This window comes from Pseudomonas yangonensis (assembly GCF_009932725.1).
In the GTDB taxonomy this organism is placed as follows: Bacteria; Pseudomonadota; Gammaproteobacteria; order Pseudomonadales; family Pseudomonadaceae; genus Aquipseudomonas; species Aquipseudomonas yangonensis.
This window is the reverse complement of the sequence record NZ_BLJU01000022.1, coordinates 209,946-221,827: the sequence shown is the minus strand read 5'-3', so window position 1 is coordinate 221,827 and position 11,882 is coordinate 209,946. Positions and strand designations below refer to the sequence as shown.

The window sequence follows — 11,882 nt, the reverse complement described above, 5'->3', positions numbered from 1 at the left end:
TCTTGTCGTTATGGAGCCATCTTAGGAGGCTGGCTGCTGGGGTAAAGCAAGCCTTATGTGGCGATCATGCGGTCATAGATGACAATGATGGAGCAGGACGGCTATCGCGGCTGAAGCCGCTCCCACAAAAGCCACCTAGCAGGTAGTTTTTCAACAGCCTGCTAGCTGCGTCGCTCGACGATATAGCGCGCCAACTCGCGCAGTGGCTCGGCGCTGTTGCCGAACGGGCGCAGTACGTGCAGGGCCTGGTCGCACAACTCCAAGGCGTAATCCTTGGCCGCGTCGAGGCCGAGCAATGCCGGGTAGGTGGGCTTGTCGTCGGCTTCGTCCTTGCCCTGGGTCTTGCCCAGGGTGGCGGTGTCGCTCTCGACGTCGAGGATGTCATCCTGCACCTGGAAGGCCAGGCCGATGGCGCGGGCGTATTGCAACAGGGCCTTGCGCGCGAGTTCGTCGGTACTGCCGCTGGCCAGAGCGCCTAGCGCTACGCTGGCCTCGATCAATGCGCCGGTCTTGTGCCGGTGCATGACCTCCAGGGCTTGCTGGTCGAGTTGCACGCCGACGGAGCCGAGGTCGATGGCCTGGCCGCCGACCATACCCGCCGGCCCTGCGGCCTGGCTCAGCAGTTCGATCATCTGCAGGCGTATCTCGGCGTCTTGTGGGTTGCGGCGGCGATCGGCGAGTACTTCGAACGCCAGGCTTTGCAAGGCATCGCCGGCAAGGATGGCGGCGGCTTCGTCGAAGGCCTTGTGGGTGGTCGGCTGGCCGCGACGCAGATCATCGTCATCCATTGCCGGCAGGTCGTCGTGTACCAGCGAGTAGGCATGGATCAGCTCAACGGCGCAGGCCGCACCGTCGGCGCGTTCGATCTCGCCCTCCAGCGCTTCGCAGGCGGCGTAGACCAGCAACGGACGCACGCGTTTGCCGCCGTTCATGACGCTATAACGCATGGCCTGGTAAAGCCGTTCGAGTTCCGGGCGTGGCGGCTGGAACAGGGCGTCCAGGGCGGCGTCGACGCGGGTCTGGCAGCGTTTCTGGTACGCCGCGATCATGCCGTTTCGTCCGTGTCGAAGGGCGCCGGCTGCAGCTCGCCATCGCGCTCCAGCAGGATCTGCACCTTCTGCTCGGCCTGCGCCAGGGCGGCCTGGCACTCGCGAGTCAGGCCGATGCCTTGCTCGAAGGCGGTCAGCGAGTCTTCCAGCGACAGCTCGCCGCTCTCCATGCGCTCGACCAGAGTCTGCAGCTCGGCGAGGGAGTGTTCGAAGTCGGGGGTGGCTTTCTTGCGGGCCATGGTGCGGGTTCTCGCTGATTCTGGAACGGGCGCGACACTAGCAGAGCCGCGCCACACGGGCAAATCAGGGGGCTGATCGATAGGCGCTGGTAGGTGCGGCTGGGCGGCATTCCGTTTTATCCGCGATGCTGTCCAGGCAGCCGCCGGCAATCACGGCTGAAGCCGCTCCAACAGAGGCGTCGCTTTATTACGCAGAGAAGTAGGTGCTCCAGAAGTAGTACAGCGTCATACCGCTACCCACCAGAATGACGAATGCGCGCAGCAGCGCCGGCGGGAGTTTCTCGCCCAGTGCGCCGCCGGCATAACCGCCGATGGTGGCGCCGGTGAGCAGGATGGCCAGTTCGTACCAGCTGACTCGCCCGGCGATGACGAAGGTCAGCGTGGCGATGCTGTAGATCACCGCCGAGATCAGGTTCTTCAGAGCGTTGGCGCGAGCCAGCGGGTGGCCTTCGATGGAAAAGGCGGCCAGCTGCAGAATGCCCATGCCCGCGCCGAAGAAGCCGCCATAGATCGACACGCCGATATGCGCGCCCAGCGACAGCGGCGTGTGCGGCGGGTGTTCGGCTTCCCTGTTCTTGCGCCGCTCGGCCAGCCAGCGTCCCAGCCAGGGGCTGGCGGCGAACAGCGCCGTGGCGGCCAGCAACAGCCAGGGGATCAACACGCGGAACACATCGTCACCGCCTGCCAGCAGTAACAGGCCGCCGAGCAGGCCACCGGCCAGACCGGCCAGCAGCAACGGAATCAGGTAACGCCCCAGCGGCCGCAACGAGGCGCGCGCAGCCCAGGCACCCGCCAGGCTGGCCGGCCACAACGCCACGGCGTTGGTAGCGTTGGCTGTTACCGGCGGCAGCCCAGCAGCGAGCAGGGCGGGGAAGGAAAAGAAGGTGCCGCCGCCAGCCAGGGCATTCATGCCGCCGGCGGCGAAACCGGCGATGGCCAACAGCAGCACATCGAACGAAGTCATTGAGCAGGCTCGCACGAAAAGGATGCAGCATAGGGCTGACCGGCAGGTCAGCCAAGTGCGACCAAGGTGAGATGGCGTTCCTTCTGCAGGTGGAGTTTGAGGCTGGCAGGGCGTCTCGGGGAGGCATATAGTTAGTTGCCTTGCTAACCATGTGCGCTGCAATGGCGCATCGAGAACCCGATGAGCTTCCTCCCGTTGTCAGGCGCAAATCGCCCATTCAAAGGCATTGGCCTAATGCTGGTCGCGACATTCATGTTCGCCAGCCACGACGCCATGTCCAAGTACCTGTCGGGCTTCTATCCGATCATTCTGATCGTCTGGGCGCGTTATCTCGTGCATACGCTGCTGATGGCAGGCATTTTTCTGCCGCAATCCGGGCTGCGTGTCCTGCGCACCAGACGGCCTTTGCTTCAGGTACTCAGGGCGCTTTGCCTGCTGGGTGTCAGCCTGCTGTTCACGACGGGGCTCATGTTCATGCCGCTGGCGGAGGCTACGTCGGTGATATTCCTGGCGCCTTTGCTGGTCACTGCCCTTTCCGGGCCGCTGCTGGGGGAGCGAGTCAGTATCGGCCAGTGGGTTGCGGTGAGCGTTGGTTTCATGGGGGTACTGATCATCGTGCATCCCGGCGGGGATTTATTCACCCCGGCCGTACTGCTACCGCTTAGCGCTGCGCTGTGTTTTAGCCTCTACCAGCTACTGACCCGCCGCTTGAGCACTGTGGACAGCGCAACCACGAGCAATTTCCTGGCTGGCTTGGTGAACACGCTGGTAATGAGTGCGCTGGTTCCATTCTTCTGGTACGTACCCAGTTTTCAACATGGACTGATGATGCTGGCACTCGGCGGCCTGGGGATGGGCGCGCATCTGCTGCTGACTCATGCTTTTCGTCACGCCGCGCCAGCGCTTCTTGCGCCATTCGGGTACGTGCAGATCGTCTTTGCCGGCTTGCTTGGCCTGCTGATATTCGGCCACACGCCTGATCTGACGACACTGGCCGGCATTCTCGTGATCTGCCTTAGCGGCCTGGCGGCCGCTTGGCAGAACCGTCGCTAGCCAGCCGTTCTGGGCCCGCCACCCTGCACCACCTGGTTGCGTCCGCCGTGCTTTGCCAGGTACAGGCCTTCATCGGCCTTGATCACCAGGCTCAGCGGATCATGCTCCACCGAGGGCCGGATGGTGGCGATGCCGATGCTCACGCTGATGGGTGAGCCTGGTTTGGGCAGGTCGTGGGGGATGCCCAGCGCTTCCACTGCGCGGCGTATCTTCTCGGCCTGCAGGCGTGCCCCGCCAGCGGCGGTGCCGGGCATGATCATCGAGCGCCCATATTTGCGAACTGATCGCGGTAGCTATCCGGCAGACTGGATTCACCGTCGGCGACGCGCAATAACAGGCGCCGGGTCTCGAGCATATGGTTCGCTCATAGCTCCTGCGCCTTGCTCGGGTAGTACAGGCCTAGAATCGAGTCGTTGCGGATGCCGTTGGCTTCGGCTTCGATCTTCGCCAGGCGAGGTGTACGAATGTGTACCCGTTACCTGGCGAAAGGCAATAAAAAAGCCGGCTTGTGGCCGGTGTATTATTGTTGTATCTCATTGATTTTATAAGATTTTATATTTATAAATTACTTTGACCCACACTTTGACCCACACTCTGGTGGGTCGCTGCCCTGGGGCGATGATTTCAGATGGCTCTTGGGCTCATCTCTCTATGCTTGAATACGGCGGCGTCGATGGCCTCTTGGATTACACGCAGGTGTTCCTCTGCAAGAGGCGTTGCAGCGGCTTCTTCCTCGGGGGATAGCGCAGGGAGTGTTTCCTTTAGGTAGGCCTCCCACTGCGCAAGCTGTTTTATGCAATGGCGCAGCTGCTTCCAGGTTTCATCAATGCGGATCTTGGCTAACTCTTGTTCAAGCTTGCGTGCGTTGCGTATGGCTTTCATTGCCTGAGATTCGTGCCTGGCTTCCTCTTTGTTAATGGAAACCTGTTTAGAGGCTACCTCGATCAGGCTTTCAATCACGCCTGTTTCAGTAATTTTGTGTCTTTTTGCCAAGGTCTTGAGCTTTGCCTTGGTTGCTTTGGGGAGGGTGAAGGAGCACGTCTGCCGGCCACCCTCTGTCGCTCGATAGCGCCGTTGCCGGATGGCATTTCTCAGTCGCTGAATGAGCTTTACGCCTTCGGCCTCTTTTTCTAGGGCATGGATCGATCTGACAAGCGAGCTGAAAATCGTCGCGGCCATCAGGCTGAGCTTGTCCTTGAGTCGATCAGGGCAGTGTTTGGACAGATAGTTCGCGGCCCACTGCCACTCTTCATGATCATCCTCATTGAGCCAGCTCGGCTTGCCTTCAGTCCTCGCCATCCACCTCTCTCCTCTTACTGAGCTCCACCACCATGCCGTGGGCGCTCGCTATGCCAAGCCTGTTAACAGAAAAGATAACTGATGTGTTAGCTGATGTGAATTATGAGGTGTTAACTGATTTGTTAATTAGCATGTTAAATGCATCGTTAACGGTCTTGTTAACTGAATTAACTGTTCTGATAAAATAGGGTATAAAATCTCAATTTCTATTTTTGGATTAAGATTTTTACGGCCATGATAGCTCTATCAGATATAGAAGCAGATGCAGAGGCACGGTTTTTTTTGCAGGCTTTTGTTTGTCGGAATGACGTCAGTCTGGACGTGCCTTACAAGATCAAGCCTGTAGCGAAGCAACTCTGTCTGACGGAAAGGTTTGTCTGGGATGCTTCGCAAGAGCTGGTCAGGGCTGGGCTTCTGAAGAAGTGCAAGCAGGACGGCAGGGTTGGGCGTCCTGATGTCAGCTACGTAGCCTCAGAAAACTTGCTTAGAGTGCTCGTCAAGGCAGACCCAGAATTCACTCATCGCGAGCTGATGCTTCGTCTTTTTCTTGAACCGGAGATTCACGCAGTTAGGGACGGTGAAACGACGGCATCGACAGGGCATGAGGAAAAGCCACCCCGTACTGCGACACGCAAAGACGGTCGGCCTGCAGCTCCTGGTGCCAAGGGGCGGTTGGGGGCTGCTACCCGGGTTTTATTAGCGGCCCTTCTCAGTGAGGCTGACGAGTGCGGTGTAGTGGCCGGGCTTGGAGGGCCTAGGCTCAGGGCTATGACTGGTCTCGACACCTTATCGATCAAGCATCAATTGAAGCGTCTTTTGAGCTTGGGGTTCGTTAGGAGCTATATGCCGGGGTTGTCGCATGGGGTCTTCGTTGGCTCAAAGGTAACGAGCATCTACTACCTAAACCTGGATCACCCGCAGCTTCGTTTGAGACAGAGGGAACGGGGGGTAGTGGTATACGTAACGCATGGGCCGGGCAGATACGACATACTCGGCGCGGCAATGCCGACGACAGAGGCGCTAAATGCGCTGAAGCCAAAGCAAGGACAAAAGCCTTATGTGCTGGATCTGCTCTATCACAAGCTGGCAAGCCATACGTCGTATCTGCTGACGGCTATTTGGTCAGATCCAGAATGCGACCTGGGTGATGCGAAAGCGGAAATTTCCAAAAGGATTGCTGAAGAGCTGGGCGGTCCGTTGACCGTTAATTCTGATCGGACTGCGTACGCTGGTTGGGGAGGCTTGAGGGAAAGTTTCCAGGCCGAGGCTTGCCGGTGGGCGGAAAGCATCCACAAGGGGTTGCGCCGTATGAAAGTCTGGCCAGGATACAAGCCCCACCTGGTTCGGCTCATTCCAGCTCCGGTGAGAAAGGATGGCCTCAGCATTGTGTCGCTGGTTGTTCATCCCGCACCGAGAGATAACAACATATGCCTTTGGGTATGGGACGTACGCGGTGGGAGGGTTGACTCGTATGTCCGTGAGGATGCGCTGGACTCGGCCCTTCGCTATGACGTAAGGCTTTTGACCAGGGCCCCCTAGGCGAGCAACAGGCAGGTCATTTTATACGGCCCTCGCAGATCCTCTGGGACATACAGAGGAGCCCTGCTGATGCGAATTTTCCGCTTACAAGACGTGATCACTGCTACTGGCCTGTCTAGGTCGACCCTGTACAAGTACATCTCGGAAGGCACCTTCCCGAAACCGGTATCGTTGGGCGACCGATGCGTCGGCTGGGTCGATAGCGAGGTGCACGACTGGATCCTGGCCAGGATTGAGGAGCGTGACCAGGCTGAGGGTGCTGCTACGCGCCCGATTGGCCACCTGAGTATGGCCGGCTAGAACCGCTCCTGCGCCATGATCAGCTTCGGCTGGTCATGGCGCTTATGCCGTCGTTCAGTCACTGGCTGTGCGGCCTCGCATGGCAAGTCGTGGCGGTGTCGCTCCCGCCGCCCCGACAGCCTCTTCGATATCTGGCTCAGGCCTCTTCAGCTTGATTTATTTCCGAAATCCGAACTCGGCAAAAATTGCCGCTATGGCGGGACGATTGAGGTGGCTTTGCCCGAGCAGCTCGGCGAAGGAAATTGCGGTGCGGGTATTATGCTTTTACTAGCTATTACCCCCCGAAGGGTTCACGCCTAACCGAGTAGCAACCTTCACTGACCTACACAGGGAGTCGGACACTGATCCACCATCTGAGAGGCCAACACTACAGCGTGTCCAGAGAGACCAACCAACGGATCAGGCGAGCAAGGTAGCGGTTAAAAAGTACACAGTAGACAAAAGGTTATGAAACTCCACCAACGAGAGGTCATAACCATGCTCAACGATACCGACACCATCCAACGCTACCCGCTTCGTCATCCAGCCAATACCAATCTGCATCTTCACTACGACGACACCTTTGAGGGCTTCCGCTTGATGCGTGACAAGGGGCCTTTCATTCGTGAGCACCTGTCCGATCTCAAGCGCACCATAGACCTGGCATTAGCTGAGTATCCGAGGGTCTTAGCCTTCAGAGTTGACCTCCACTTGCCTCAAGGCGTCCTGCTACCTGACTACGCCTATACGAACCAGGTCATCAGCCGATTCTTCGAATCGTTTACGAAGAAGATCCAGTACCACCAGGAACGAGTGGCTGATCGTGGCTATTCGCGTGGCTGCAAAGTACGGTACGTCTGGTCGAGAGAAATAGGTCAGGCAGGCCGGCAGCATTATCACCTGCTGATCCTGTTGAACCGCGATGCCTATTACACCCTGGGGCTGCTGCGCTCAGAGAGGGTCAACATGATCAGCCGGATAGAAGAGTCATGGGCCAGTGCACTGCGGTTGTCGAAGCATGAGGTCGACGGGCTGGTACATATCCCCGACAATCCAACGTATCGGATAGATCGGCATCCCCGTATGCGGAAGGTTGCATGGTCAGAACACAAGGTTCTTGTTGATGAGCTACCGGATCTGTTCCACCGGGCCAGCTACCTGTGTAAGAAAGCGACCAAGTCCTACGGGGATCGTCAGCGAGGATTCGGTACCAGTCGAGGGTAGTGGCTAGTTCGCCTTTGCGACCATTAACTCAGACCAGCGAGTGGTGTAGGCGGGGGATAGCAGTTTTCTTCGCATAGCCCACTCGACTGGCTTGGCGATGCGTCCTGGCTGCAGCGTTCCACGTCCTCAGCAGTTTTTGATAGCTTCCATGGGGCACAGGATCATTTTCACATGCCAATGCTCGTTCCTTTATCATCCATGCACTTTGCATGGATGGTGGGCCTAAAGGCCCCCTGTGCCGCCTTGGCAGCAGTGATCGGAACAGCCCTATATGAACGCCGTAGAAATCGAACAAGCCATCACCGACCTGGCCAGCCAGCCGTTAGACCGGGTCGAGTTCCCTTATGCCTTCCTGCAGGCTTTCGGTAACAAGGAAACCACCCTCAAGCGCCTGCGTTCGGGTGCAACCAATAAGTCCGATATGGGCGGCGTACTGCAGACCAGCAATATCCATTTGGCTGTGTGTGAGCCAGGCAAGGTCACCGAAACCCTGGCGGCACTGAAGGCCAGCCCCGCGACGGCCCGTGCCAAGGCTAAATATGTGCTCGCTACCGATGGCGAGACGCTGGAAGCTGAGGAGCTGGAAAGCGGCGAGACGGTCGCCTGCGACTACCCGCAGTTTCCTCTTGTGTCAGCTCACCGCTCGTTACCTATCTGGATGGCGAATGCAATCTGCGCTCAGTCGAGTTGCACCTGCACCCACCCTGTCAAGTTGGGCTAGCGGTTAGCTGTAGCCTACTTACCGCCAGACCGGCATTATCTGGGATGGGGCAATTCGATGTGAAAGCCCGTGAGGCTAGCCGCTGAGGTGCACCAGATGCGGCCTTTGTGAGCCTCAATGATGGATCGGGTGATTGCAAGCCCGAGCCCGGCGTTGCTCGGGCTGCCCTCCCGCCGAGCGGGGTCAACCCGGTAAAAACGGTCGAAGAGCTTCTCTAGATGCTCTGAGCTGATTGTGTCCCCTGGGTTCTCGATACTGAAGGTAGTGGAGTCCTCTGTCTCGCGGATCAGAACCGAAATTGTCTGTCCCGCCGGCGTGTAGCGCAGCGCATTGGACAGCAAGTTGGATAGCGCGCGATCAAGCATCAGCCGATCTCCCAGCACTTGGCCTTTGCCTGTGAGCGATAGCTCAATGCCGCGCTCTTCGGCCAGAAGGTGGTAGTAGTCAAACAGCTTGAAGACTACGTCAGCCAGTTCGATCCTGGCCTGCTCGGGGATGATCAGGCCATTATCAGCCTTGGCCAAGAACAGCATGTCATCAATCATCCGAGACATGCGCTTCAAGTCCTCCAGGTTGGAGTACAGATTCTCCTCATAGGCATTGATATCGCGTTTTTTACTCAGCACGACCTCGGTGTGGGTCATCAGATTGCTGACTGGAGTTCGTAGCTCGTGGGCAATGTCGGCCGAAAAATTGGAGAGCCTAACGAAGGCATCCTCTAGCCGAGCCAACATCGCATTGAAGGAGAGAACCAGTTGCTGAAGTTCCCGCGGCACTGGTTCGAGAGGGATTCGCTCCTGTAACGAGCGAGCGGACATCCCGGAGGCCACATGAGTGACTTGCCGCAGAGGCCTAAGGCCGCTGCGAGCAACCACCCAGCCGAGTGCGGCACTGAACAGGGCGCTGATGACCAATCCAATCCAAAACCATCGTTGCAGCGTGTCGAAAAAGTGTGTGTGATTGGTGACGTCAAGAATCAGCAACGCAGTGAGCGGCTCAGCCTGATCGGCTACCGAGATTTGCTCCGTCATGCCACGGTACATGTGTTGGCCGTTCTGCCACTCCCACATGCTCTGCTCATTTGCACGTCTGAAACGCTCAGGTACTTCGACTGCTCTGGGGTCGGAAAACAGTACAGAACCGTCACTGGCCAGGATAGTGGCGGCCAGATCCTGATGGGCTCCCAGCAAAGCTCGCAACTGCGGTAATTCTTCCGAAAGGCTCGCTTCACCGCGAGCATTGTTGAGGATATGTTTGGCGGATTCGAGTTTCTCCACCAGGGCCTGCCGATCCAGCATCTTGAAGTGGTGCTGGCTGAGCATATTGAAACTCAGCCCTGCTACCGTCAGGACTGCAATTACCGCGGACATGAACATCAGGCTCATGCGTGCGGTCAGCGAAAGGTGCTTCATATTCACTCCGGAGCATCCATCATGTATCCCATGCCGCGGGCGGTATGAATCAGCTTGAGATCGAAATCGTCATCGATTTTTGCGCGTAGCCGGCGTACCGCAACCTCAATGACATTGGTGTCGCTGTCGAAATTCATGTCCCAAACCTGAGAGGCAATCAGCGACTTCGGGAGCACCTCGCCGCGCCGGCGCAGTAGCAGTTCCAGCAGTGAAAACTCCTTCGCGGTCAGGTCAATTCTTTTCCCGCCACGGATCGCACGCCGCTTCATCAGATCGACTTCCAGATCGGCAATTTTCATGGTGGTCTGCGTCGGCGAACCATTACCTCTGCGCAACAGCGTTCTGACCCTGGCCAGAAGCTCTGAGAAAGCAAATGGCTTGATCAGGTAGTCGTCCGCACCCAGCTCCAACCCTTTTACGCGGTCTTCCACACCATCGCGTGCCGTCAAGAACAGTACGGGGACGTCTTTTCCTGCTGCGCGCAACATGCGCAGCACTTCCCAACCGTCCAGCCCAGGCATCATTACATCCAGAATTAGCAGGTCATAGGCTTCGCTAAGTGCATGCTGAAGGGCATCTGTACCGGTCATAACCCGGTCGACATTGAACCCAGCCTCGGTGAGACCTTGCTGGAGGTACGTACCGGTTTTGGGTTCGTCTTCAGCTACCAGTAGTTTCATGTGTGCAGACTCCAAAAGTCGGGTGGCCTGAGTTTGCAGGCAAACCGCGGCCCCAACCAGAAGCTTACGAAAATGTAATTCTGACTTCAGCTCACTGACAGGGTGGCTTGTCTAGGGTGCAAGCATGAGTACTAGGTTGTGCTCTCGGCCCTCGACAGACCAAAAGCAGAGGTGCCGGCCATAGTTTGCACTGATGGAGACTGCCCATGAAATCGCTGAAACCTTTGCTTCTGGTTGGTTCGCTACTGCTGTCTTCCATGGCTTGGGCCGAAGGGGGCAGCGACCGTGTATTCGAGCGCATCCAGCAGATGCGCGACAAAGCAGAAGCCGTGCTGATCCAGGCGGAGAAGGCCCCGGTCGGCGAGCGGCATGTGCACATGAAGGAGCATATGAACATGCTCGAAGACATCATGAGCCAGCTGCACAACGAACATCCCGCGCCAAACATGTCTGCCGAAGAGCATCTGGCCTGGATGGAAAAGCATGACAAGCTGGTAGACGACGTGCTGGCTCAAATGATCCGCGAGCACAAGCTAATGATGGCCGACAAAGAGTGCCATCGATAAGGATTTTCCCATCTTCCAGGCCTTCCGTGATTGCTCCTTTGGCCTAGCGGCGCCTTTATGGCGCCGTGCTTTTTCCCAGCTGACGCAATTGTAGTTTTGGGGTCAGCGGCCTGGCAGCAAGCGGGGAATAGCATGAGATTTCCAGCACCCATCTCGAGGTCTCACCATGAAACGCTTACCCCTTAAACTGCTGATCAGCACTCTGTTCATCAGCACCACCTTTCCGGCATTTGCCGAGGTCGGCGGCAGTAGCAATGGCATTGGGCAGCAGGCCCAGGCGACGCCAGCGACTCGTACCATCTTGGTAAAGATGGACGACATCAACTACAGCCAGAAAACGATCGATGTGAAGCCAGGTGAAACCGTGCGCTTCGTTCTGAAGAACGAGGGCGCGTTGATGCACGAGTTCAACATCGGGCAGGCAGCGTCCCAGCTGGAGCACCAGCGCAAGATGGCGTCCTTGTTCAAGGACGGCACACTGACCCCGACCGGCATGGCCGAGCGCATTGTCTGGCATGAGCGTTATGGCATGGGAGACTCCAACCCTCCAGGCTATCCGGAAGTCATCAAAGCCAAGCATGACGACCCGAACGCGGTTCTCGTCGAGCCCGGCACAACCAAAGAGTTCGTGTGGACCTTCCCTAAGGCGGGCAGTTTGAGCTTCGCCTGTACATTGCCTGGGCATTACCAGGCGGGGATGGTCGGTGAGTTTGCTCTGCGTTAGTCCGGCATCGGTGCTACCCGTTGGCCGCGAGCTGGGTAGCACCGATCTGACGAACCTTACTGCGATGTAGTTTTCACGTCAGCGTACCGCCAGCTGCACCTCATTAGCATCGGGACTCATCCCTCCTCAACAC

The 11,882-nt window shown here is 57.8% G+C and carries 14 protein-coding genes and 1 pseudogene; 7 read left to right on the top strand and 8 right to left on the bottom strand.

The genetic code is table 11. From position 1 onward, the window contains the following. Window positions 1-161 precede the first annotated feature (161 nt). The 3 genes from GYB81_RS20955 to GYB81_RS20945 all read right to left on the bottom strand — a co-directional run bounded on the left by GYB81_RS20955 (window position 162) and on the right by GYB81_RS20945 (window position 2,252). Window positions 162-1,049, bottom strand: coding sequence for a polyprenyl synthetase family protein (locus tag GYB81_RS20955; protein ID WP_161867423.1), 888 nt, complete (start codon window positions 1,047-1,049; stop codon window positions 162-164). Further along, the gene (locus GYB81_RS20950) at window positions 1,046-1,288 is read right to left on the bottom strand and encodes an exodeoxyribonuclease VII small subunit (protein WP_161867424.1); all 243 of its coding nucleotides are present in this window, start codon (window positions 1,286-1,288) and stop codon (window positions 1,046-1,048) included. The genes GYB81_RS20955 and GYB81_RS20950 overlap by 4 nt, the downstream gene beginning before the upstream one ends. A gap of 187 nt (window positions 1,289-1,475) precedes the next feature. After that, window positions 1,476-2,252: a sulfite exporter TauE/SafE family protein gene (locus GYB81_RS20945; protein ID WP_161867425.1), complete on the bottom strand. Its 777-nt coding sequence runs from the start codon at window positions 2,250-2,252 to the stop codon at window positions 1,476-1,478. A 180-nt stretch (window positions 2,253-2,432) separates the two neighbouring features. On the opposite strand from GYB81_RS20945, the gene GYB81_RS20940 reads away from it, so the two are divergent. Continuing rightward, window positions 2,433-3,305 carry a DMT family transporter gene (locus GYB81_RS20940; protein WP_161867426.1) on the top strand — a complete coding sequence of 291 codons (873 nt, stop codon included), beginning with the start codon at window positions 2,433-2,435 and terminating at the stop codon, window positions 3,303-3,305. Here the strand turns inward: GYB81_RS20940 and GYB81_RS20935 are convergent. Together GYB81_RS20935 and GYB81_RS20930 are read right to left on the bottom strand one after the other, a co-directional pair. Beyond that, window positions 3,302-3,559: a diguanylate cyclase domain-containing protein gene (locus GYB81_RS20935; protein WP_233787643.1), complete on the bottom strand. Its 258-nt coding sequence runs from the start codon at window positions 3,557-3,559 to the stop codon at window positions 3,302-3,304. The two genes, GYB81_RS20940 and GYB81_RS20935, sit on opposite strands and share 4 nt — an antisense overlap. A gap of 370 nt (window positions 3,560-3,929) precedes the next feature. Beyond that, the gene (locus GYB81_RS20930; RefSeq protein WP_034019461.1) at window positions 3,930-4,604 is read right to left on the bottom strand and encodes a hypothetical protein; all 675 of its coding nucleotides are present in this window, start codon (window positions 4,602-4,604) and stop codon (window positions 3,930-3,932) included. A gap of 234 nt (window positions 4,605-4,838) precedes the next feature. On the opposite strand from GYB81_RS20930, the gene GYB81_RS20925 reads away from it, so the two are divergent. The 3 genes from GYB81_RS20925 (at window position 4,839) to GYB81_RS20915 (ending at window position 7,646) form a co-directional block, all read left to right on the top strand. Then, complete coding sequence (locus tag GYB81_RS20925) at window positions 4,839-6,143, top strand: hypothetical protein (protein WP_034019463.1); 1,305 nt, start codon at window positions 4,839-4,841, stop codon at window positions 6,141-6,143. Between the two features lie 69 nt (window positions 6,144-6,212). Continuing rightward, complete coding sequence (locus tag GYB81_RS20920) at window positions 6,213-6,443, top strand: helix-turn-helix transcriptional regulator (RefSeq protein WP_034019465.1); 231 nt, start codon at window positions 6,213-6,215, stop codon at window positions 6,441-6,443. A 477-nt stretch (window positions 6,444-6,920) separates the two neighbouring features. Continuing rightward, window positions 6,921-7,646 (top strand): inovirus Gp2 family protein, encoded by a 726-nt coding sequence (locus tag GYB81_RS20915; RefSeq protein ID WP_034019520.1) that lies wholly within the window; start codon window positions 6,921-6,923, stop codon window positions 7,644-7,646. Between the two features lie 3 nt (window positions 7,647-7,649). Here GYB81_RS20915 and GYB81_RS24975 read toward each other — a convergent pair whose 3' ends face one another. Continuing rightward, window positions 7,650-7,760, bottom strand: coding sequence for a DUF4113 domain-containing protein (locus tag GYB81_RS24975; RefSeq protein WP_225850683.1), 111 nt, complete (start codon window positions 7,758-7,760; stop codon window positions 7,650-7,652). A gap of 157 nt (window positions 7,761-7,917) precedes the next feature. Here GYB81_RS24975 and GYB81_RS20905 point away from each other — a divergent pair. After that, a pseudogene (locus GYB81_RS20905) lies at window positions 7,918-8,271 on the top strand (type IIL restriction-modification enzyme MmeI); the annotation flags it as partial. Between the two features lie 131 nt (window positions 8,272-8,402). On the opposite strand, the gene GYB81_RS20900 reads toward GYB81_RS20905, so the two are convergent. Next, window positions 8,403-9,779, bottom strand: coding sequence for a heavy metal sensor histidine kinase (locus GYB81_RS20900; RefSeq protein WP_012018612.1), 1,377 nt, complete (start codon window positions 9,777-9,779; stop codon window positions 8,403-8,405). Window positions 9,780-9,781: 2 nt separating this feature from the next. Further along, the gene (locus GYB81_RS20895) at window positions 9,782-10,459 is read right to left on the bottom strand and encodes a heavy metal response regulator transcription factor (RefSeq protein ID WP_004374688.1); all 678 of its coding nucleotides are present in this window, start codon (window positions 10,457-10,459) and stop codon (window positions 9,782-9,784) included. A gap of 206 nt (window positions 10,460-10,665) precedes the next feature. Here GYB81_RS20895 and GYB81_RS20890 point away from each other — a divergent pair, with 206 nt between their 5' ends. Further along, window positions 10,666-11,025: a co-regulatory protein PtrA N-terminal domain-containing protein gene (locus GYB81_RS20890; protein WP_003246763.1), complete on the top strand. Its 360-nt coding sequence runs from the start codon at window positions 10,666-10,668 to the stop codon at window positions 11,023-11,025. Between the two features lie 166 nt (window positions 11,026-11,191). Then, complete coding sequence (locus tag GYB81_RS20885; protein WP_003139550.1) at window positions 11,192-11,749, top strand: cupredoxin domain-containing protein; 558 nt, start codon at window positions 11,192-11,194, stop codon at window positions 11,747-11,749. Window positions 11,750-11,882 lie beyond the last annotated feature (133 nt).